Genomic DNA, 21645 nt, shown 5'->3' with positions numbered 1-21645 from the left:
TGCCTGAGAACTTTTCTGAATGAGTAATGGTATTTCGGAAATCGCCTGGCGGGTTGCCTTGCAATTTTCCTTGCAGGTTTCCTGCCAGACGTGACCTCGACGCGGAGCTTCAGGCCACCAGACATGGATCGGGCGTTCGACGGAATCGCCGTTCGTCAGATTCAAAGGCTGGATGGGTGAGAGGCTACCGTGAGGTCAGCGCGTACTCGACGGTCTAGCCGGAGTTCGCGTGGATGGACGACTGGAGTCGTCCTCGTTCAGGGATTCAGAAGTGGTCTCGATGGAAATGAGCGTGCCGAATGTCGCGTTGATTCCGTAAAGCATAGTACCTCCCCCTCTCGCCGCGAGAACGCGCGACGAGCAATCAGATCACAGTGTTTCAAAGCCAGTCTGCCGCCACCGAACATCCGCTTGTTCGACTGCTGCGCCGCCGCGTATCTCAGTCTGCCGTCTTCAACACGTTCACGAACTCCGCGTTCCCAATGGTTGCATCGTCGGTCAGCGTTTCAATTCCCCTTGTCGTATTCCCCTTGTCCGGAGCGCGCTGAACGCGAGCCCCACACCGGAAAATTCAGACACAGAACAGCCGTCCTCATATTGCTATGAGTTACCAACTCAGCTTCGCTTGGAAAGCGTCGCTAACGCGCACACCGCCGCCGATTTGCACGTCCGCTCTTGGGTCTCATACCGCGCTGGTCAGAAGAGCCTTGAGCGTCGCGAACGAGTAACAAATACACCAAGGACGATTTCTGACAATCCGTGATTCGACGACGCGGCCCGACTCTTCGGCTGTGTTGCAACACTGCAATTGCGAAACTCCACACCAAGTTTTTGAATCCGCGCGCAGAATCGCGCGGCGCCGACAAGCGTGACAATTTTCGCTGCACTCGCAAAATTTTTTAAGAAACCGTTACAATCGTGGTTACCGGGACCAATTTTCAAAATGCTTGGGCTCGCTATGTGGATAAGTGATTAGCGAGACGAAGTTTTTCGGAATTGTTTTTCAGGGTAACCCCGTCCGGCGATGACAAGGACAGAAGAAGGCTGGCGCCGGATTGGTCAGCCTTTGCGCTCATGCTTCTCGCAAATGCTCACAACTACGCTGGTGCAATAAAATGCACCTCGTAAAATTACGGGCGCTAGAAATGTGACACGTATCCCGGTGCTCAGCAACGGGACAATTGAATTGTCACAGGCACGCTTTCAACGTGGGCCCGAAATGCAACAGGTGTACTGCGTGGGTGAAATGGATTTTCGGGATTAGCGCGGCACGCGACATGACCAAAAAACAAAAGCCCGGCGAAGCCGGGCTTTTGACGAATGTCTGTTTCTGTCAGTTCACTTCGCGAGCTTTGCGATCGCGTGCGTCAGGCGTGACACCTTACGGCTCGCATTGTTCTTGTGAATGATGTTCCGCTGTGCGGCCTGCATCAGTTCCGGTTCCGCGTTCTTCATCGCCTTGAGCGCCGCCTCGCGATCGCCACTCTTGATCGCTTCCTCGACGGTGCGGACCGCGCCACGCATCTGGGTGCGGCGCGACTTGTTGATGATGGTGCGGCGGGCAATCTTGCGGGTCGCCTTTTTGGCGGAAGTGGTATTGGCCATGTTCTCAACTATCCTTCGGCTGTCATCGCTCGGGTGGTCGGGCTTGAGCGCGCCGGCCGTTCAAATTGCGTGATCGACGCTCGTTGCGTTTTCCAGGGTGTTCTTAACCTAAGCCGTTCTTGAGGATGCCATGGACGGAAGCCAAAATGCTGCCGTAAGCGGCGCTGCTCAAAGAACAGCGGCGGCGGGATTGCGCCCGCCGCCATTGGGGGTCTTATAGAGGGCGAGTCCTGCACCGTCAACGCTTTCCGCCCTCCCCGAATGGCCGGGAGGGGGGCGGAAATGGCCGCGTAAGGTGCTGATGAGGTTGAATTTCCGGGGAGCCCCCGGTATTGGCTGACGGCCCGTAGGGGCGACAGATATTAAGGTGACGCATGATCCGCGGTTTTTTCCGGCTAATCGGCCTGCTGCTCCTGGCCGGCGGATTCATCTTTATGGTCTATGACGGCGCCCGGTTCGTCGCCGACCAGACCCTGCGGTTTACCCGGTTTGGCCAGTTCTGGAACGACGTCCATCAGTCCAGCCAGCTGGCATTCCGGACCTGGGTCGAGGCCACCGCGCCCTGGCTCTGGAACAGCGTCGTCAAGGTCCTCCTGGATCAGCCGGTTTTTGCCGTGCTGGGCGTGGTCGGCATTCTGCTGATGATCCTGTTCCGGCCCCGCAAGCCATTGATCGGCTATTCGCGGGACTGACCCGGTCGCTCGGGGCGCGGCGCGTAACGGCACTGCCGTATCCGGCGTAAAGACATATATTGAGGACCAACCAGCCGGCGCCGTTGCCGCGCGTCGGCCGATGTCCCGCCTGGAGGTGCTCCATGTTGTTCATGCGCAAGACCACGGCGTTGCCGAGCGCAGCCGAAGCGCTGCCGGGCCGCGCCACCCCCATACCGACCGCCACCACGCATTTCGTCAACGGCCGCAAGCTGCAGCCGCCCTATCCAGCCGGCCTCGAGCAGGCAGTATTTGGCCTCGGCTGTTTCTGGGGCGCAGAGCGCAAGTTCTGGCAACTCGGTGACGGCATCCATGCGACTGCCGTCGGCTATGCCGGCGGACATACGCCCAATCCGGCCTATGAAGAGGTCTGCTCGGGCCGCACCGGTCATACCGAAGTGGTGCTGGTCGTGTTCGATCCGAAGAAGATCTCCTACGAGCAGCTGCTGAAGACGTTCTGGGAAAATCACAACCCGACGCAGGGCATGCGCCAGGGCAACGATGTCGGCACCCAGTATCGCTCGGCGATCTACACCTTCGGTGATGCGCAGCGCAAAGCCGCCGACGCGTCGAAGGCGATGTATCAGAAGGCGCTGGCGGCGAAGGGTCTCGGCGCCATCACCACCGAGATCGCGCCATCGGACGAATTCTATTTCGCCGAGGACTATCATCAGCAATATCTCGCCAAGAATCCGGCGGGCTATTGCGGCCTGGGCGGCACCGGCGTGTCGTGCCCGATCGGTGTTGGCGTGACCGCCTGATCGCTCGCCTTCCGGCTTCCTCGCTCCGCAAGCGCAGAGCGGGGACGCTTCGTTCACCCCACTATTGAGCGCAAAAAACCGTTTGTTAACCATAACCGGTGCAAGACTGGAGCTGTCTCGCTTTGAGGGATGGCCTGGGTGCGGGTTGTGCGCGCGTTTCGAATATCGATCACTGCGATCATCACCGCGCTCGCGCTGTCGGGCTGCATGCGCACGACCGGGCCGGTTGCGGTTACTCCGCAAGGCGATCTCGATTCAATCGCCTATGGCCAGCCCAACAGCCCGCCGCCGCAGGCGGCCGCGGCTGCTTCCGGCGGCGGCGCCATCGGCGCGCTTCGCGCTGCCTTCGCCGCGGCACCGTACGCAGCACCAGAACCCGTCGTCGTTGCCGCGCCCGTGGCCTATGTCGAACCGATGCCGGTGCGACACGACGCGGCCTATCATCTCGATGCCGGCGACAGGCTGCGCGTCGTTGTCTATGGCCAGGAAGGTCTGACCAACACCTACGCGATCGACGCCGGCGGCTCGATCACGATGCCGCTGATCGGTTCGGTGCCGGCGCGCGGCCGCACCACGGCCGGACTGGCGGCGGCGATATCGGCGAAGCTGCGCGCCGGCTTCATCAGGGAGCCGTCGGTCGCGGTGGAGATCGAAGCGTATCGGCCGTTCTTCATTCTCGGCGAGGTCGCAGCACCCGGGCAATATCCGTACGTACCGAACATGACGGTCGAGAGCGCGGTGGCGATCGCCGGCGGCTTTTCGCCGCGTGCCCGCCGGGACAGCGTCACGGTCACGCACACCGATGCTTCGGGCACGGCGCGCTATGTCGTTCCGCCCGGCAGCCCGATCAGTCCGGGCGATACCGTGCTCATCGGCGAGCGCTGGTTCTAGCGCGTGACGCTTCTTCATCGAACCGTCATTGAGCCGGCCCTTTCTTGAGCAGTTGCGTCAGGCAAATGCCTCGCATTTGACCAAGAAAATTCATCATCTGTTTTCGCTCAAGCGGAGTCTGCGTTCTGCATCTAACTTGCAGTGGCGAAAATGCGACTTCGCACGTGTCTGGAAGTGTTGTTGACGTCCGTGCATCGGTATCCAACCGCTTTGGTTGCGGTAAATTGGCGCGATGCGCTGACCAGGTTCGAAACCCTGTTTCAAGTTGCACTGCAGCGATGTAGAAGAACGCCGTCAGATCTAGGCGCGCCGTTTTGTCGGTTAAGTGCCTGCAATCCGGAGTATGACCATGAACTATCACTTGCCGGCCCGCATGGTGCGCGCCGCGATCGCGGTAGCGTTGCTCGCTTCCATCGCCCTGACCGCCGTGTGCGGCTCTTCGCAACCGGCAGCAGCGGCGGATGCCTATCCGAGTCGGCGCATCACCTTCGTCGTGCCTTATCCGGCGGGCGGCGCCACCGACGTCCTGGCCCGTTTGCTGGCCAACAAACTGCAGGAGTCGTGGAAGCAGGCCGTCGTCGTGGAGAACAAGTCGGGCGGCGGCGGCGTGGTCGGCAACGACAACGTGGCCAAGGCGCAGCCCGACGGCTACACCGTGCTGGTCGCCATCACGCAGATCATTCAGGCGCCGAGCCTCGTTGATAAACTGCCCTACGACGTCTTCAAGGATCTGACGCCGGTCACCCAGGCCGCGCTGTCGACCATCGTTCTGGTGGTGCCCGAGCAGCAGCCGTTCAAGTCCGTGAAGGAGTTGGTCGATTATGCCAAGGCGAACCCCGGCAAGCCCTATGGCACCTTTGGCAACGCGACCACGTCACATCTCTACGGCGAACTCCTCAAGAAGGTCGCCAATATCGACATGACTCACGTCCCCTATCGCGGCTCGGCTCCTCTCACGAACGACTTGCTCGCCAACACGGTTATCTCGGCGTTCCAGGACCTGACCACCGCGAGCGCGCAAATCAAGGCGGGCAAGCTCAGGGCGCTGGCGGTTGGCGGCGAGAAGCGCAGGAAAGCGTTGCCTGACGTGCCGACGATGGGCGAACTCGGTTACCCCGGTTTTGAAATCGAAGGCTGGCTTGGCGTGTTCGTGCCCGCCGGAACGCCCAAGGAGATCGTGACAAAGCTTTCGGACGAACTCGCCCGCATCATCGCTTCGCCCGAGGGCGTGGCCGGGATCGAGACGCTCAGCCTCGTTCCGGTGGGCGGATCGGCGGAAGCGTTCGACAAAGCCCTGCATCGCGACCTCGTGAAATGGGCCGATGTGGTGAAGGCAACCGGCGTCAAGGGCGAGTGAGGTCTCTGCTTCGTCGTTCCGGGGCGCGTCGAAGACGCGAACCCGGAACCTCGAGATCCCGGGTTCGCGCGAAGACGCGCGCCCCGGGATGACGTCCATCGGCCATCACTTCAGATGCTTCGCGAAAAACGCCAGGCTGCGCGGCCAGGCGATATCGGCGCTGGCCTTGTCGTAGCTCGCGCGTTCGTCGCAGTGAAAGCCGTGCTGCGCGCCGGGATAGATGTGGACTTCGACGTCCGGCCGCTTGGTCTTGATGGTCTCGACATCGGTCAGCGGAATCCCCGCATCCTTTTCGCCGAAATGCAGCTGCGTCGGCACTTGCGGTTTATCATCGGCAAAGCGGACGACAGCGCCGCCGTAATAGCCGACGGCGGCCGATAGCCCCGACAGCTTGGTCGCCGCCGCATAGGCGATGCTGCCGCCGAGACAGAAGCCGATGATGCCGACCGGGCCGACATTCTTCACGGCATCGATCGCAGCCTGGGTATCGCGCAGCATCGCGGCCCAATCCGGATTGGCGACGAACTTCCGCGCATTGGTCACTTCGTCAGGCGAATAGCCGCTGGTGAAGTCAGGTTCGATGCGATCGAAGATCGACGGCGCGATCGCGACATAGCCTTCGGCCGCCAGCCGGTCGCACACCGAGCGGATATGGTGATTGACGCCAAAGATCTCCTGGATCACCACGATGGCTGCCTTCGGCTTGCCCGCGGGATCGGCGCGATAGCCGCCGAGTTTGAAGCCGTCCGAAGCCGTCAGTTTGATATCCTGTCCCACGGGTCATCCCTTCTTGTTTTGGGTTGCGCGAAAGTCGGTTGGTGAATGTGTGAAGCCGCGGCTACTGCCACATCCAGTTGTGGCCCCAGTCGCCCTTCCAGCCGGCCAGCCTGCCTTTGCGGAACTGCAGAAACAGCCGGTCCTTCTTGTAGAACAATCCGCTGCCGCCGATGTTGCGGAATGTGAGATAGATTTCTTCGCCCGGACGTCCGCGGACATAATTGAGCGGGGTGCCGAGCGCACGCGCGGCTTCTTCGGCGTCCATGCCGAACGCCAATGGCGTGTTGTTCGAGAGCGTTTCGGTGAAAGGCGGCGGGTAGGGGCCGCCGATCGGCCGCAGTTGTTGTGCGGCAGCTGGCGTGAAGCTGGCTACGATCAGCGCGACGACGATGGCGGCTGTCTTCATGACGCGGCTTTCTGCGGTGCCTTGTTGTCCAGGCCGTCGAGGAACGGCAGCACGGCGTCGATGAAGGCCTGCGGCTGGTCGATGTTGACGGCGTGGCCGGCGGCCGGGATCACTACCTTTTGCGCGCCCGGAATCTTGGCGGCCATGTAGTCGGAGGCGGCGAGGAACGGCGTGTCGTCGGCGCCGACCACGATCAGCGACGGCACCTTGATATCGGGCAGGGACTCGATCACGCGGGCATCGCGCTGGGTCAGCATGCCGCGCGCGGCGCGCGCCAGGCCCGAGGCATCGCGATGGGTGACGCTGGAGCGTTCGCGACTGGCTGATTTCAGGACTTCCAGTCCCTCGCGCTCGAAGCGGTCGCCGGTGTCATGCGCGCGCTTATTCCAGACCTCGCGTGCCTCGTCCTTCTTGAAGCCGGGACCCGTGTCGATGATCAGGAGCGCGCGGACGCGGTCCGGATGGGCACGGTAGAACGCCAGCGACATGTAGCCGCCCAGCGAGAGGCCACCGACGATCGCCTGCCCGGCGCCAACGGCGTCGAGCAGCGCCGCCATGTCGGCGACCGTCAGCGCTTCGCTATAGGCGGTGGTATCCTCGGGGTAACCGGACTGGCCATGACCCCGCATGTCCCACAACACGAGCTTGTGGTGCTTCGACAAGGCCGCGATCTGGCCCTGCCACATCCCACTGGTCGACGAATAGCCGTGGGTCAGTAGCAACGGTGGGCCAGAGCCGTGGACCTCGTAATAGATCTGGACTCCGTCACGATCGATTGTCGGCATTTCTGTTTTTCCTGAAGCGACGACGCTTAATCCCGCCCTCGCGCCATCCTAGCGCGATCCGTTCGCGGTTGGGAAATGCGGAAACGGAAGGTGCGCCTGCGGCGGCGGGGTTGACGGACGTGTCGATGACAACGACTTGCCGCAGCGCACAACGCTATTCTCTTCGAACGATTCCAAATTGGATTGCCTCCGGGAAAGTTCGGTATCATTCTTCGCGCCAACTGGCATCGACCCGGTGGGTGCCAGCCAATACCCAAAAGTGAGATGCCGCCGTAAGCGGCTTCCAACACCGGAAGGGGAGCGAACATGCCTAATCTCAATATCAACGGACGGAATATGTCCGTCGAGGCGTCCAACGATACGCCGCTGCTGTGGGTTATCCGCGAGCAACTGCAGATGACCGGTACGAAATTCGGTTGCGGCGCAGGTCTCTGCGGTGCCTGCACGGTTCACGTCAACGGCGAAGCCGTTCGCTCCTGCCAGACTTCCGTCAACGACGCGCTCGGCAAGAAGATCACCACCATCGAAGGTCTGTCCGCCAAGGGCGATCATCCCTTGCAGAAGGCCTGGGTTCTTGAGCAGGTGCCGCAGTGCGGCTACTGCCAGTCCGGCCAGATCATGCAGGCGGCATCGCTTCTCTCCAAGAATCCCAATCCGACCAAGGATGAAGTGGTCGCGCACATGGACGGCAATCTGTGCCGCTGCATGACCTATTCGCGCATTCAAAAGGCGATCATGCGCGCAGCATCCGAAATGCGTACCGCTTCCAACGCCGGCACCGAGCGGAGGGCCACATGAATACGCACGTGAAAATAGCGCCCACCGATCTCAGCCGCCGCTCGTTCCTGGTTGGCTCCGCGGCCACCGGCCTCGTGCTCGGTTATGCCGCCGTCCCCGGCATCAGCCAGGCTTTGGCCGCGCCATCGAACTTCGAGCCGTCGACCTGGTATTCGATCGGTCCCGACGGCATCGTCACGGTGACTTGCGGCAAGGCCGATATGGGTCAGCATATCGCCTCGACGATGGCGCAGATCGTTTCCGAAGAACTAGGCTCGTCCTGGAAGGACATGCGGGTCCAGCTTGCCTCCAACGATCCGAAGTTCAACGACCCCGTGCTTGGCGCGCAGATTACCGGCGGCAGCTGGAGCACGATGATGAACTTCGATGCGATGAGCCGGGCGGGCGCCGCCGGACGTATCGCATTGACGGAAGCCGCAGCCAGCGCGATGGGCGTGCCTTCAGGCGAACTGGTGGTGCGTAACTCCACCGTCTCGCATCCGAAGTCGAAGAAGTCGATGAGCTTTGCCGACATCGTCAAGAGCGGCAAGATCACCAAGACCTTCACGCCGGACGAGCTCAAGGCGATCAAGCTGAAGACGCCCGATCAGTACACCATGGTCGGCGTCTCGGTTCCGCAGCTCGATATTCCCCCGAAGACCAACGGCACGGCAAAATACGGCATCGACGTCATGCTGCCGGGCATGGTCTACGGCAAGGTCGTGACGCCGCCGGTGCGCTATGGCGCCACGGTGAAATCGGTCGACGATGCTGCTGCCAAGAAGGTGCCGGGCTTCATCAAGGCCGTCACACTCGACGACAAGACCGGCAGCACGACCGGCTGGGTGGTGGCGGTGGCCAATACCTACGCCAATGCGAGGAAAGCCGCGGACGCGCTGAAGATCACCTATGATGGCGGTCCGAATGCCAAACTGTCGAGCCAGTCGTTGATTGACGAGGCGAGGCGGCTGCAAGCGCTGGACGATTCCGGGCAGTTCTTCGTCAAGGACGGTGATACCGCGGCGGCATTGGGCACGGCGGCGAAAGTGCTGGAGGCGGAATACACCACCAGTATCAACATCCACGCGCCGCTCGAGCCGATGAACGCCACGGCCGAACTGAAGGGCGATATCTGGCACATTTATTCCGGCAACCAGTTCGCGACGCGCTCCGGCGCGATTGCGGCGGGGGCAGCCGGAGTCGATCCCAAATTCGTCGTGATGCATCAGATGTGGCTGGGCGGCGGCTTCGGCCGGCGGCTCGACGCCGACATGATGGTGCCTGCGGTGCAGGCGGCGAAAGCCGTCGGCAAGCCCGTCAAGGTGATCTATTCGCGCGAAAACGACATGACCATGGATTATTCGCGCCCGCTGACGTTCCAGAAGGTCAAGGCCGGTCTGGACGCCGACGGCAAGCTGATCGCGCTCAATCATGACGTGGTCAGTGCGTGGCCGACCCAGCGATGGGGGATCCCCGATTTCCTGTCGCCCTCGGTCGACAAGAAGGGACCGTTGGACGCCTTCACCGTGAACGGTGCGGACTTCTTCTATTCCGTGCCCAATCACAATGTCCGCGCGATCAAGAACGAGATGGCGCACAACGCCACCCCGTCCGGTCAGTTGCGCTCGGTGGCGCCGGGCTGGACCTTCTGGGCGGTCGAAAGCATGATCGACGAACTGGCGCATGCGGCCGGCAAGGATCCAGCTGAGTACCGCATCGCGTTGCTGGATGGCAAAGGCAAGAACGACGGCGGCGCGCAACGCCTTCGCAATACGCTGCTGGCCGCGATGGGCTTGGCCGGCTACGGCACCGGCAAATTGCCGAAAGGCGAGGGCATGGGCGTCGCCTGCGTCTCGTCGCAGGAGCGTGCAACCGCGAGCTGGACCGCCTGCGTGGCCCATGTTGCGGTGTCGCCGTCCGGTGAAGTCAAGGTCAAGAAATTGACCGTGGCCACCGACGTCGGCATGCAGGTGCATCCCGACAACATCCGCGCCCAGGTCGAGGGCGCGGCATTGTGGGGCCTTTCGCTCGCCATGTATGAGAAGGCGACGCTGAAGGACGGCGGTATCGAGCAAACCAATTTCGATACCTACACCCCCTTGCGGATGAGCCAGACACCGGAAGTCGCCGTCAACGTCATCGCCAACGGCGACAAGCCGACCGGCGTTGGCGAGCCGGCGGTGACGGTGATCGCGCCCGCGCTCGGCAATGCCATCTTCAACGCCTGCGGCGCGCGCATCCGCTCGTTGCCGATCACGGCGGAAGCGGTAAAGGCGAACATGAAGGCGTAAATCGCCGAAGCGCCGATTAAGCATGATCCGCCGGCGGCAGTGCCTCCGGCGGATTTTTTATGACCCGATCTCGTCATGCCCCGCGAAGGCGGGGCATCCAGTACGCCGCGGCCTTCGAGGGTAACAATAACTATCACGGCGTACTGGATCATCCGCTTTCGCGGATGATGACAGTCGCGGATGTGCACGGGTGCGCTGCATCACGAACAAGATCGCTAAAATTTTAGCGTTCACGGTAGCCTATATTCACGATCCCTCTTAAGCCCCGAGGAACCCCTTATCCGCTAGTTTCTATTGCAAGTGGTCAACGCTAGGGGTCTGGGGTTTCATGACATCGGTAGCCAACAAGACTTCGACCAAGCGCCGGCTGTTGCTGGCTTCGGACCGAAGCGATCAAAGCAGCGAACTCGCCAGCATCCTGCGATCCGTCGGTCAGGTCGACACCATCGCGACATCAGACATTCCCGACGCGCCCGAACGCGATCTCGCGGGCATCGTGGTCGATATCAATTTGCGCTCCGCCGAGAGCGTGCAGTTGGTGCGCAACAAGCTGCGCGCCGAGGCCTATCGCGAAATGCCGCGGCTGTTCGTGCTGGCCGACGCGCTGCATCACGGATCGATGCAGGCCTGGGCGCTCGGCGCCACCGACACCATCGCGCGGCCGTTCGACGCGCAAGGTATCCTGCAGCGGATTCGCGCCGCGTTCCCGGACAGCGACGGATTTGACGAGACCGATCGCGGCAAGGTCCTGAACCGGGGCGTCGAAGCGGCGCATGCCGTGATGACCAAGATCTTCGAAAAGCTTCCGTCCGGCGTTCCCCTGAAATTCACCGACATCGTCGAGGCCGAGAACAAGATTCTCAAGGCGATCAAGCATTCGTCCTTGCGGGAATGGCTGACGACGGTCGGCTGCCATCACACCGGCAGCTATCGCCATTGCCTCTTCGTCACCGGCTTTGCGGTCGCTTACGCGCAGCATCTCGGCATGCGCGAGGACGACCAGCGCCGTCTCGCTCGCGCCGCGCTGCTGCACGACGTCGGCAAGGCGTTCATTCCGGTGGCGATCCTGGACAAGCCGGGCCCGTTGACGCTGGAAGAAATGGAAGAGATGCGCCAGCATCCGCGCCGCGGCTTCGACGCGCTGACCGCTCAAGGCGGTTTCCCGCCCGAAATGCTCGACGTCGTGCTGCACCACCACGAGTTCCTCGACGGCACCGGCTATCCCGACGGCCTGAACGGCAAGGAGATCAGCGACATCGTGCGGCTGACCACGATCGTGGACATCTATGCCGCGCTGGTCGAGAAGCGCGCCTACCGGCTGCAGTTCACCCATGCCAAGGCGTTCGGCATGATGGAAGAAATGGGCGACAAGATCGACCAGCATCTGCTGCACGCCTTCCGTCCGGTGGCGTTCGGGTATTATTGAGCGCAGGACGCTCCGCCGTCATTGCGAGCGAAGCGAAGCAATCCATCTATCTCCGTGCTGAACTGTGGATTGCTTCGCTTCGCTCGCAATGACGGGGGAGGTGCCATTAGCCGCTCAACGCAAGCTGTCCGCCTTGCAACTGCCTAATTATCGTTGATCATCGGCAACCTTTGCAGGTGATATAGGCAGGCGACCCATGGATATGACCGTCGATCCGACTGCGGGTGCAGACATCCCCGCCGACATTGCGGCGACGCTGGTCAATCCGGCCGCCTATGCTGACCACCGCATCCATGACAGCTACCGCTGGCTGCGCGCCAACAACCCGCTCGGGCTTGCGCGGCCCGAGAAGTTCGACCCGTTCTGGGTCGTGACAAAGCACGCGCATATCCAGGCTATCAGCCGCCAGAACGAGTTGTTCCACAATGCCGACCGGCCCACCACACTGACGAACCGGGCGGTGGAAGAGCGCGTCCGCAAGATCACGGGCGGGCCCAATCTGGTACGTTCGCTGGTGCAGATGGATGCACCCGATCATCCGAAATACCGGGCGTTGACGCAGGGCTGGTTCATGCCGGCCAATCTCGGAAAGTTCGAGGCGCGGGTACGCGAGATCGCGCGTGCCACCGTGCAGCGCATGCTCGACAAGGGCGGCGCCTGCGATTTCGTCGAAGACGTCGCCCTCGGCTATCCCCTGCACGTCATCATGGAAATTCTCGGCGTGCCCGAGAAGGACGAGCCACGCATGCTCAAGCTGACGCAGGAACTGTTCGGTCCGCAGGACCCTGATACGGCGCGGATCAGGGAACAGATCTCGGCGGAACAGTTCTCCGCAATGATGCAGGCGGTGGTGGCCGATTTCGGCTCCTATTTCCGTGGCATTACGGAGGACCGGCGCCGCAACCCGCGCGATGATCTCGCCACCGTTATTGCGAACGCCAGGATCGGCGGCGCCTACATGCCGGATCATGACGCGACCAGCTATTACATGATCGTCGCCACCGCCGGCCACGACACCACGTCATCCTCGACCGCCGGCGCGATCTGGGCGCTGGCGGAAGACCCCGCGCAATTCGAAAAGGTGAAGGCCAATCCCGAATTGATCCCGGGCCTGGTCGACGAGGCGATTCGCTGGATGACCCCGGTCAAGCATTTCATGCGCTCGGCCACGGCTGACACTGAGCTCGGCGGCCGCAAGATTGCAAAAGGCGACTGGCTGATGCTGTGTTACGCCTCCGGCAACCGCGACGAGGACGTGTTCGAGGAGCCGTATCGTTTTCGCTGCGACCGCAAGCCGAACCGCCATGTCGCATTCGGCTATGGCGCGCATCTCTGCCTCGGGCAATATCTAGCGAAGCTGGAAATGCGCATCCTGTTCGAGGAACTGCTGCCGCGGTTGAAATCGATCGCCCTCGACGGCGAAGTGAAGATGACGCAGGCCTATTTTGTCAACGGGCCGAAGAAGCTGCCGATCAAGTTCGGGGTGAATTGATGGCCTCCGTCATTGCGAGCGCAGCGAAGCAATCCAACTTTCTTTCCGCCGTGAGATGGATTGCTTCGCGGCGCTCGCAATGACGCCGAGAGGCTGTAGGGTGGGCAAAGGAGCGTTAGCGACGTGCCCACCATCTCTTGCACCGTCGCCGATGAATGGTGGGCACGCTTCGCTTTGCCCACCCTACGCACCGTGCGCTAGCGCTCCCCCGCAAACGGCGGTGCCGCATACACTACTTTCCCGCCGACCATCGTCAGCACCGATTTGATCTTGCCGATCTCCTTCACCGGCGCCGTCATGTAGTCCGCCGACAGCACCGCGAGGTCGGCGAACTTGCCGGCCTCCAGCGTGCCGCGCTTGTCATCGTCATTTGCCATGAAGGCGGTGTTGCTTGTGTACATCTCCAGCGCCTGGCGGCGGCTGGGCGCTTCCTCGTCGCCACGGGTCTTGGTGCCGCCGATCGTGGTGCCGTCGAGATACCATTGCAGCGACACGAAGGGATTGTAGGAGGACACCCGATGCGCATCGGTGCCGCCGCCGACCACGAGCCCGAGCTTCATCGCGGTGACGATCCGCGGCATCGCCCTGGCCTGGTCGACGCCGACCTCCTTCTGCAGCCGTTCGCCGCCGAAATAGAGCCCGTCCTGTACGCCCCAGACCAGGCCGAGCGCCTTCATCCGCTTCAGGCTGTCTTCAGAGGCGGTGTAGAGATGCAGCACGGCCCAGCGCAGGTCGCGCACCGGGAAATCCTTGTTGATGTCCTCGACCACGTCGAGCAGGTCGTGGACGGTGCGGTCCGGGTTCCAGTGCAGCTGGATGGTGTAGCGCTTTGACGCCGCCCAGCGCAGCAGTTCGGCAAGCTTCGCCTTGCCGTCGGGCGTGATGTCGCCGTCGGTCCAGTCGGCCCAGATCAGGATTTCGCCGGGGCCGTTGAAGTGCAGCATGGCGTCGCCGAATCCCGGTGGCGAGAGTTGCGTCAGGTTTTGCAGGTCGGCGAGTTCGCTGCCGGGCTTTGGCGCGCAGAGGTGATAGGCGACGCGCACGGTGAGCTGCTTGTCCTGCCACAGCTTGAACACGGCCTGGTAGTTCGCCGGATACATGCTGACGCCGCCGCCATCGACGATGCCGGTAATGCCGAGACTGTTCATCTCGCGGAAGAATTTTTTGGAGCCGTCGACCTGCTGCTCCATGGTCGGCTTCGGCAGCTTGTCGAAAATCTTGCCGAGCGCGGCGCCGGCGGCGTCGATGATGCCCGTCGGCTTGTTGTCGCTATCGCGCGCGAGCTTGCCGCCGGGCGCCACGTCGTTGTCGTCGCGGATGTTGAGCGCCTCCATCGCCTTCGGCGACAGCAGCAGCCAGTCATAGAGATGCTGGATGTAGACGGGATTGTCGGGCGCCACGGCGGTGACCTCCGCCGGTGTTGGCCGGCGCTTCTCGGCAAACTGCTCCTCGGTCCAGCCGCCGGCGACGACGATCCAGGATCCGGGCTTCTGCGCCTTCGCCGCCTGGCCGATCTTCTCAAGCGCGTCTTTCAGCGTGGGCACGCCGATCCAGTTCACCTCGGTGCCAAAGGTGAGCGCGGCGCGGATGCCGTGGATGTGGCCATCGGTGAGCCCGGGAATCACGGTGCGGCCACCGAGATCGATCAGCTTCGCATTCTTGCCGGCGAGCTTCTTCATCGCGGCCGAAGCGCCGGTGGCGAGGATCTTGCCGTCCCCGATTGCCACGGCCTGCTGCGTGGAGAAATCCTTGTCAACGGTGAGGATTTTACCGTTGAACAGGATCGTGTCGGCGGTCTGGGCCGACGCAATGCCGACCGGCGACGCCACGATGAAAGCCGCCGCAAAATAGCAGGAAAGTCTTGCAGAATTTCGCCCCAGTCCCGGCATGACGCGCTCCCTGTGATTTTCTTTTGGTATTTTCCGTTACTCTCAACGACGAAGCCGAAATCGTAGGGCGGGCAAAGGAGCGTAAGCGACGTGCCCACCATCCATCACCGAGCACGCTGCGAGATGGTGGGCACGCTCCGCTTTGCCCACCCTACGAAACCTTCACCCCAGCATCTTCCGCAATTCCGCCTTCGCCACCTTCTCCAGCGTCGAGCGCGGCATGTCGTCGACGAAGTGAATCTCGCGCGGCACCTTGAAGTCCGCCAGCGACGTGCGGCAGGCGGCCATGACCGTGTCGTGCAGGTCGGCCGGTGCGCCGTTGACGCCGGCCTGCGGGATGATGAAGACAACCGGCACTTCATCCAGCATCGCGTGCTTCTTCGCCACCACGGCGGCCTCGCGCACGCCCGGCACCACCGCGATCACCTGTTCGATCTCGGATGCCGCGACATTCTCGCCGCCGACCTTGAGCATGTCCTTGGTGCGGTCGCCGAACTTTATAAAACCGTTCTCCAGCAGCGTGACGCGGTCGCCGGTGATGAAATAGCCGTGCTCGTCAAAGCTTTCGCGGGTGGCCTTTTCGTTGTGCAGATATTCCGAAAACAGCGACAAGCCGGGAATGCCCTTGATCAGGAGATCGCCGGTGCCGCCGACGCCGGTCGGCGAACCATCATCTTCAACGATGCGGATCTGATATTCGGGTGCGGCGCGGCCAATCGACATCGGCATATTGGGCTGGTCGACCTCGCCGACGATGCCGTGGGTGATGGTTTCGGTCATGCCCCACCAGCCGATCATCTTGATGCCGAAGGCGGCGAACGGTGGCGGCTCGGATACCGCGGTGCCCCAGAGCCGGAACTTGTGGTTATCGGGAATCTCGTGTTCCAGCAGCGCCTTCATGCAGAACGGGATCGTCGAGGTCCAGGTGCAGTTGTGCTCCAGCGCAACATTCCAAAACCGGCTCGCCGAAAACCGCGGCTGGATCACGCAGGAAGCGCCGACCCACAGCGTCGCCAGCATCGAGTAGGCCAGCGCGTTGGTGTGGAACAGCGGCAGGTAAGTCTGGTGCACGTCGCCGGCGTGCAGATCCTCATGCGCGGCGTTGATCTTGCCGCCCCACAGCGCGTTGGCATGCGTCCACAGCACCGCCTTTGGCCGCGACGTGGTGCCCGAAGTGTATTGAACGCTGCATGGCGCGAACGGGTCGGCGGCGCGGCGCGGCCGGTCGGCGCTGTCGGCGAATAATGATTCAAAGCTGTCGCCGCGCGGCGCGCCACGCGCAGGCTTGGCTCCCGCATCATGCGAGATCACGGCGATCCAGCGCAGCCCGCGGCAATTGGCCGAGATCAGCTCGGCATAGGCCGGCTGGGTGATGGCGGCGACCGCGCCGCAATGGCCGGCGAAATACTCCATTTCCGTCGCGGCCGAGCGGGTGTTGGTGGTGACGGCAATGGCGCCGAGCTCGACGCAGGCAAACCAGGCCAGAACGGCCTCGATGCAATTGTCGAGATGGATCAGCACATATTCGCCGGGCTTGATGCCGCGTTTCACAAGGCCTGCGGAAAGCTGGCCGACGCGCTCGTGAAATTCGCCATAGGACCAGCTCCGGGCCGGGCCTTCGAACGGCGCCCAGATCAGAAATGGATGGTTGCGGCGGCTCTCGGCGCGCATCCCCAGCAGCCACGGCACGTCGAGGCCTGCGAAGGGGCCGACAATGCCCGGCGCTGCCTGTGAATTGGTCATCGATCCTCCCGTGCAGCCTTACGGCGGCTTTTTCATCTTGCTTGGGAGTAGTTCTGCCATTGGACGGCGCGATGGGCAAATGGTCGTTGAGGGCTCGGCTCTCTCAACGTCATTGCGAGCGCAGCGAAGCAATCCATCCATCCGTTATGCCGCGCTATGGATTGCTTCGCTTCGCTCGCAATGACGGGGAGGGAGCGGACCTAGCCAGCCCCATCCTCATACGACGAAATCTCGATCAAGCTGCCGTCGGGATCCCGGCAATAGACCGACCGCAACGTGCCGCGGGCGCCTTGCTTTGCCGACGGGCCTTCCTCGATTGCGACGCCATTGGCCTTCAGGTGCGCCACCACTTCATCCGGCGTGCTCGAGGTCAGGAAGCACAGATCGTCGCTGCCAGCGGTTTCGTGGTCGGCGGTGAACCACTCGATCTTGTCGGCGCCGCGCGGCCGCACATTGATCTTCTGGTTCCCGAACACCAGCGAGGTCCGCGGCGTTTTGCCTGGGCCGGGATCGAACACCCTGACCTCCATGCCGAGGATTTTTCGATACCACTCGGTGGAACGCGCCACGTCGGCGACGTTGATGACGAGATGGTCGAGCGCGTTAACTCTGACAGACATGCCTTATCCTTTCGTCGCGGTCGGCGGCGCCCTGTCGCACTGGCCGCACCTGACTTTGTTTGTTACAACGCGGGCCGCATTCGGTTCAATAGAACCGCGCATCAATAGAAATGGACTGGGCTCTGAATCCCGGCCTCCAAGGAGAAGCTTTATGATTTCACGTCGCACCGCGATTTGTCTGGCCGTGATCGGCCTTTCCACGACCGCTTCGATCGCCAGCGTTTCGGCGGCGGATTATCCGACCCGGCCGGTGAGATGGGTCGTCGGATATCCTCCGGGCGGCGCGACCGACATTGTTGCGCGGCTGATCGGCCAGCGGCTCTCGGAGCGGCTCGGCCAGCAATTCGTGATCGAAAACAAGCCCGGCGCCGGCAATAACATCGCGACGGAATCCGTCATCAACGCCGAGCCCGACGGCTATACGGTGCTGCTGGTCAATCCGGCGAACTTCATCAATGCTGCGCTCTACGCCAACCTGAAATTCAACGTCGTTCGCGATATTGCGCCGGTCGCGGCGTTCAATCGCGTGCCGAACGTGATGACGGTCAACAAGGACGTGCCGGCCAAGACGGTCGCCGAGTTCATCGATTACGTGAAGGCCAACCCCGGCAAGGTGAACATGGCATCGTCGGGCAACGGCACCTCCGTGCATCTGTCCGGCGAAATGTTCATGGCGATGTCGGGCGCCAAGATGCAGCATGTGCCCTATCGCGGCGCCGCGCCCGCGATCACCGATCTGCTCGGCGGCCAGGTCCAGGTGATCTTCGACAACATGCCGTCCATCATCCAGCATGTCCGCGCCGGCTCGGTGCGAGCGCTGGCGGTTACCAGTGCGACGAAGTCGTCGCTGCTGCCTGACGTGCCGGTGCTGGCCGACACCATCCCGGGCTATGAAGCGAGCGCGCTGTTCGGCATGGGGGCGCCAAAGAACACCCCGAAGGAAATCATCGCCAAGCTGAACAAGGAAATCAACGAGGTGCTCGCCGAACCCGCGACCAAGGCGCGGCTGGTCGACCTCGGTGGCGAACCGTTGATCGGCACGCCGGAAGCGTTTGGCGAGATGATTGCGGCCGAGACCGACAAGTGGAAGAAGGTGATCGAGGAAGCCAAGGTCGAAAAGGTGCAGTGATCTACCTCACGGAACATTGGCCGGGTCGCGGTGTTTTATCCAAAAGGCGACGCGGCTTTTGCGTCACGTGAAGGAGATCCATGATGCGCAATGCAATGTTAGCGATATTGGCGATGTCGGCGGCGTCAGTTGCCACGATGGCGGGCAGCTCGCCGGCAGCGGCCTATGATTATCCCTACTGCCTCCAGGGCCGGGGCATCGGCATCCCCGGCGACTGCGCCTACACCAGCTATGCCCAGTGTATGGCGTCGGCGTCCGGCCGCGCCCTGTACTGCAATGTCAATCCGCGCGTTGCCTTCGGAGAGCAGCGGCGGATGCGGGTTTACCGGGATTATTGATCGGGCTCGCGAATTCCTCCCCGGAATGGCCGGACTAAGGCGCGAAAACTGTTCGTGCTGGATGATCCGGCCATCCGGACTTCCCCGTCACAACTCTCAATTACGTGATGCAGGCGCGGGCTTGACGACGTTTCGTTTGCCTATATACTAAACCTTATGGTTAAGTATCAAGAAGAAATCCTGGACCGCACCTTTGCCGCGCTGTCGGATCCCACCCGGCGCGCGCTGCTGGCGCGGCTCGGCAGCCGCGAAAGCCTGTCGGTCAGCGAACTGGCGCAGCCGTTTTCGATGTCGCTGCCCGCGATCATGAAGCATCTCGATGTGCTGTCGGATGCCGGCCTGGTCGCGCGCGAAAAGACCGGCCGCACGGTCGCATGCCGGTTGACTGCCCAGCCGATGGAGCAGGCGATGGAGTGGCTCAATCGCTACCAGCGCTTCTGGTCCGACGCCCTCGACCGCCTTGCCGCTTTTGTGGAGGAAGACCCATGGCCACCCAGTCAAGCCCTGCCAAGTCAAACGTCCGCGACGCCGAGCCGGCCGCGCGCCCCAGCCTCACGCTCAAGCGCCGGTTCAACGCGGCGCCCGAAAAAGTCTACGCCGCGTGGGCCGACCCGCAAAAGCTAGTGCAATGGTTCGCGCCCGGGCCGGTCGAGGAGGGCTCGGTCAAGGCTGACATCGATCTGCGCGTCGGCGGCCGCTATCGCATCAGCTTCAACGCCAAGGGCACCTATAACGAGGTCGGCGGCGTCTATCGCGAGGTCGTTCCGAACCAGCGGCTGGTGTTCAGCTGGGCATGGCATTCGACGCCGGAGCGGGAATCGCTGGTGACAATTTCGATGAAGCCCGAAGGTGGCGGCACGCTGCTCACCTTCCTGCACGAACAGTTCGCCGATGCGACCGCGCGCGACAATCACGAGCGTGGCTGGATGGACCTGTTCGCTAAACTCGAAATCTATCTGGCCTGAACACAGGAGCCGCCCATGCAGCCGCACACCATCGTCTCCCGCGCGGAATGGATTGCCGCCCGCAAGGCCCACCTTGCGCATGAGAAGGAATACACCAGGGCGCGCGAGCGCCTGGCCGAGGAACGCCGCGCGCTGCCATGGGTCAAGGTCGACAAGGATTATGTGTTCGACGGGCCTGATGGAAAGCTGACCCTGGCCGATCTGTTCAGGGGGCGCAGCCAGCTCGTGGTGCAGCACGTCATGTTCGCGCCCGACTGGAACGAGGCCTGCAAGAGCTGCTCGTTCTGGGCCGACGGCTTCGAACGCATGGTCCCGCATCTCGCCGCCCGCGATACCACGATGGTCGCGATCTCGCGCGCGCCCCTGCAGAAGCTTGCCGCGTTCAAGCAGCGGATGGGCTGGACGTTTGACTGGCTGTCGGCTGGCGACAACGCGTTCAACTATGACTACGGCGTTTCGTTCACGCCGGCGCAAATCGAGCGAGGTGGCAACTACAATTTCGGAACCACCCCCTTTGGCAGCGAGGAAGCGCCCGGAATCAGCGTGTTCTATCGCGATGAGGCCGGGAACATCTTCCACACCTATTCCTGCTACTCGCGCGGCCTCGACATGATGAATGCCGCCTATCACTATCTCGACCTGACCCCGCTCGGGCGTCATGAGGAAGGCCTGCCCTATCCGATGGACTGGGTGCGGCTACGTGACCAATACCAGCCGGCGCCGGTTCAGGCATCCTGTTGTCATGGCTGAATGCGCCTGGTCGTCATTGCGAGCGAAGCGAAGCAATCCATACCGCGGCATAACGGATAGCTGGATTGCTTCGTCGCGCCGCTCCTCGCAATGACGGCGAGAACGTAGAATGTGAAGAGGATCCCCCATGCCCTACGTCGATGGTTTCATCGTCGCCGTGCCGAAGAAAAAGCTCGAAGCTTACGTCCGCCTTTCAAAGAAATGCGGCAAGGTCTGGCGCGAATACGGCGCGCTGGATTACCGCGAATGGGTCGCCGACGACGTCAAGGTCGGCAAGCTCACCTCGTTCCCGCGCAGCGTCAAGCTGAAGGCGGGTGAGACCGTCGTTTTCGCCTGGATCACCTACAAGTCGCGCGCCCAGCGCGACAAGATCAACGCCAAGGTGATGGCGGACCCGCGGCTCAAAGAGATGACGGAAGGGTCGCCGCCGTTCGACGGCAAGCGGCTGATCTATGGCGGCTTCGAAAGCCTGGTGAAAGTGTAGGCAGGAGTGCGTCTCATCGCATGAACTGCCGGACTATTCACACGTGACCGTCAGCGCCGGCCAGGTCGTGATCCATCAATGCCCGTTCCTCCACGATGGGCTGCTGCTCTCATTGCAGGACCGCGCCGCCTTGCAATGAATTAACCGGTAGGTTCGGCTTGAGCGCGTCATGGCGTGCCTTGCTATATGTATGCCGCGTGACGGAATTATCAGCGAGTGTCTCCAGCGCTGTCGTGCGCCGCAGCGTCGCTGGTCTTCGGCCGGCGCTTCAAGAACCGGCGTCACCGGTGGCACGCACTGATCATCGAGATCAGTAGTTTTGCGGATACCTCATCAAACCGCGCCGGCGTGATCGGCTACAGCAGGCGCTCGCTTGCGACTTGTGTCGCTCGCGTGAGGTGATGGTCGTTAGGTTTACCCGCGATTAATCCGCCAAAGTTAGGGTCGAC

21 protein-coding genes are annotated in these 21645 nt (G+C 62.3%); 14 read left to right on the top strand and 7 right to left on the bottom strand.

Annotated features, from left to right (window positions below; all coding sequences use genetic code 11):
- Window positions 1-1338: 1338 nt before the first annotated feature.
- Window positions 1339-1605 (bottom strand): 30S ribosomal protein S20, encoded by a 267-nt coding sequence (rpsT, locus tag ACPPVP_RS42595; RefSeq protein ID WP_426530095.1) that lies wholly within the window; start codon window positions 1603-1605, stop codon window positions 1339-1341.
- 374 nt (window positions 1606-1979) lie between these two features.
- On the opposite strand from rpsT, the gene ACPPVP_RS42590 reads away from it, so the two are divergent.
- The 4 genes from ACPPVP_RS42590 (at window position 1980) to ACPPVP_RS42575 (ending at window position 5324) form a co-directional block, all read left to right on the top strand.
- Window positions 1980-2297, top strand: a complete 318-nt coding sequence (locus tag ACPPVP_RS42590) for a hypothetical protein (protein WP_426530093.1) — start codon at window positions 1980-1982, stop codon at window positions 2295-2297.
- A gap of 122 nt (window positions 2298-2419) precedes the next feature.
- Window positions 2420-3076 (top strand): peptide-methionine (S)-S-oxide reductase MsrA, encoded by a 657-nt coding sequence (gene msrA, locus ACPPVP_RS42585; protein ID WP_426530091.1) that lies wholly within the window; start codon window positions 2420-2422, stop codon window positions 3074-3076.
- Between the two features lie 138 nt (window positions 3077-3214).
- The gene (locus tag ACPPVP_RS42580; RefSeq protein ID WP_426530089.1) at window positions 3215-3967 is read left to right on the top strand and encodes a polysaccharide biosynthesis/export family protein; all 753 of its coding nucleotides are present in this window, start codon (window positions 3215-3217) and stop codon (window positions 3965-3967) included.
- 349 nt (window positions 3968-4316) lie between these two features.
- Window positions 4317-5324, top strand: coding sequence for a Bug family tripartite tricarboxylate transporter substrate binding protein (locus tag ACPPVP_RS42575; RefSeq protein WP_426530087.1), 1008 nt, complete (start codon window positions 4317-4319; stop codon window positions 5322-5324).
- Between the two features lie 105 nt (window positions 5325-5429).
- On the opposite strand, the gene ACPPVP_RS42570 is transcribed toward ACPPVP_RS42575, so the two are convergent.
- From ACPPVP_RS42570 to ACPPVP_RS42560, 3 genes are all read right to left on the bottom strand, one after another.
- Window positions 5430-6101, bottom strand: a complete 672-nt coding sequence (locus ACPPVP_RS42570; protein WP_426530085.1) for a dienelactone hydrolase family protein — start codon at window positions 6099-6101, stop codon at window positions 5430-5432.
- Between the two features lie 61 nt (window positions 6102-6162).
- Entirely contained in the window at window positions 6163-6507 is a 345-nt protein-coding gene (locus ACPPVP_RS42565) for a hypothetical protein (protein ID WP_426530083.1), read from the bottom strand.
- On the bottom strand, window positions 6504-7292 hold the full coding sequence (locus tag ACPPVP_RS42560) for an alpha/beta fold hydrolase (RefSeq protein ID WP_426530081.1): 789 nt from the start codon (window positions 7290-7292) through the stop codon (window positions 6504-6506). The genes ACPPVP_RS42565 and ACPPVP_RS42560 overlap by 4 nt, the downstream gene beginning before the upstream one ends.
- Window positions 7293-7598: 306 nt before the next feature.
- Here ACPPVP_RS42560 and ACPPVP_RS42555 point away from each other — a divergent pair, with 306 nt between their 5' ends.
- The 4 genes from ACPPVP_RS42555 to ACPPVP_RS42540 all read left to right on the top strand — a co-directional run bounded on the left by ACPPVP_RS42555 (window position 7599) and on the right by ACPPVP_RS42540 (window position 13278).
- Window positions 7599-8090 carry a (2Fe-2S)-binding protein gene (locus ACPPVP_RS42555; protein ID WP_426530079.1) on the top strand — a complete coding sequence of 164 codons (492 nt, stop codon included), beginning with the start codon at window positions 7599-7601 and terminating at the stop codon, window positions 8088-8090.
- The gene (locus ACPPVP_RS42550) at window positions 8087-10360 is read left to right on the top strand and encodes a molybdopterin cofactor-binding domain-containing protein (RefSeq protein WP_426530077.1); all 2274 of its coding nucleotides are present in this window, start codon (window positions 8087-8089) and stop codon (window positions 10358-10360) included. The genes ACPPVP_RS42555 and ACPPVP_RS42550 overlap by 4 nt, the downstream gene beginning before the upstream one ends.
- A gap of 328 nt (window positions 10361-10688) precedes the next feature.
- Window positions 10689-11786: an HD-GYP domain-containing protein gene (locus tag ACPPVP_RS42545; protein ID WP_426530075.1), complete on the top strand. Its 1098-nt coding sequence runs from the start codon at window positions 10689-10691 to the stop codon at window positions 11784-11786.
- A 202-nt stretch (window positions 11787-11988) separates the two neighbouring features.
- Window positions 11989-13278: a cytochrome P450 gene (locus tag ACPPVP_RS42540; protein ID WP_426538356.1), complete on the top strand. Its 1290-nt coding sequence runs from the start codon at window positions 11989-11991 to the stop codon at window positions 13276-13278.
- A 197-nt stretch (window positions 13279-13475) separates the two neighbouring features.
- Here the strand turns inward: ACPPVP_RS42540 and ACPPVP_RS42535 are convergent, their stop codons facing one another.
- The 3 genes from ACPPVP_RS42535 to ACPPVP_RS42525 all read right to left on the bottom strand — a co-directional run bounded on the left by ACPPVP_RS42535 (window position 13476) and on the right by ACPPVP_RS42525 (window position 17530).
- Window positions 13476-15167, bottom strand: coding sequence for an amidohydrolase (locus ACPPVP_RS42535; protein ID WP_426530073.1), 1692 nt, complete (start codon window positions 15165-15167; stop codon window positions 13476-13478).
- Between the two features lie 162 nt (window positions 15168-15329).
- Window positions 15330-16910, bottom strand: coding sequence for an AMP-binding protein (locus tag ACPPVP_RS42530; RefSeq protein ID WP_426530071.1), 1581 nt, complete (start codon window positions 16908-16910; stop codon window positions 15330-15332).
- A 200-nt stretch (window positions 16911-17110) separates the two neighbouring features.
- Window positions 17111-17530 (bottom strand): VOC family protein, encoded by a 420-nt coding sequence (locus ACPPVP_RS42525; RefSeq protein WP_426530069.1) that lies wholly within the window; start codon window positions 17528-17530, stop codon window positions 17111-17113.
- Window positions 17531-17681: 151 nt separating this feature from the next.
- Here ACPPVP_RS42525 and ACPPVP_RS42520 point away from each other — a divergent pair, with 151 nt between their 5' ends.
- From ACPPVP_RS42520 to ACPPVP_RS42495, 6 genes are all read left to right on the top strand, one after another.
- Window positions 17682-18659, top strand: coding sequence for a Bug family tripartite tricarboxylate transporter substrate binding protein (locus ACPPVP_RS42520; RefSeq protein ID WP_426530067.1), 978 nt, complete (start codon window positions 17682-17684; stop codon window positions 18657-18659).
- Window positions 18660-18742: 83 nt separating this feature from the next.
- Window positions 18743-18997, top strand: a complete 255-nt coding sequence (locus ACPPVP_RS42515) for a DUF3551 domain-containing protein (RefSeq protein ID WP_426530065.1) — start codon at window positions 18743-18745, stop codon at window positions 18995-18997.
- Between the two features lie 156 nt (window positions 18998-19153).
- Window positions 19154-19621 carry an ArsR/SmtB family transcription factor gene (locus ACPPVP_RS42510; RefSeq protein ID WP_426530063.1) on the top strand — a complete coding sequence of 156 codons (468 nt, stop codon included), beginning with the start codon at window positions 19154-19156 and terminating at the stop codon, window positions 19619-19621.
- Window positions 19621-19962, top strand: a complete 342-nt coding sequence (locus ACPPVP_RS42505) for an SRPBCC family protein (protein WP_426530061.1) — start codon at window positions 19621-19623, stop codon at window positions 19960-19962. The genes ACPPVP_RS42510 and ACPPVP_RS42505 overlap by 1 nt, the downstream gene beginning before the upstream one ends.
- 15 nt (window positions 19963-19977) lie before the next feature.
- Entirely contained in the window at window positions 19978-20712 is a 735-nt protein-coding gene (locus tag ACPPVP_RS42500; protein ID WP_426530059.1) for a DUF899 domain-containing protein, read from the top strand.
- Window positions 20713-20839: 127 nt separating this feature from the next.
- Window positions 20840-21196 carry a DUF1428 domain-containing protein gene (locus tag ACPPVP_RS42495; protein WP_426530057.1) on the top strand — a complete coding sequence of 119 codons (357 nt, stop codon included), beginning with the start codon at window positions 20840-20842 and terminating at the stop codon, window positions 21194-21196.
- The last annotated feature ends 449 nt before the right edge of the window (window positions 21197-21645 follow it).

The organism is Bradyrhizobium sp. McL0615, assembly GCF_049993905.1.
Lineage (GTDB): Bacteria > Pseudomonadota > Alphaproteobacteria > Rhizobiales > Xanthobacteraceae > Bradyrhizobium.
Note: the sequence above shows the minus strand (reverse complement) of the source record. Positions and strands in the feature narration are given on the sequence as shown.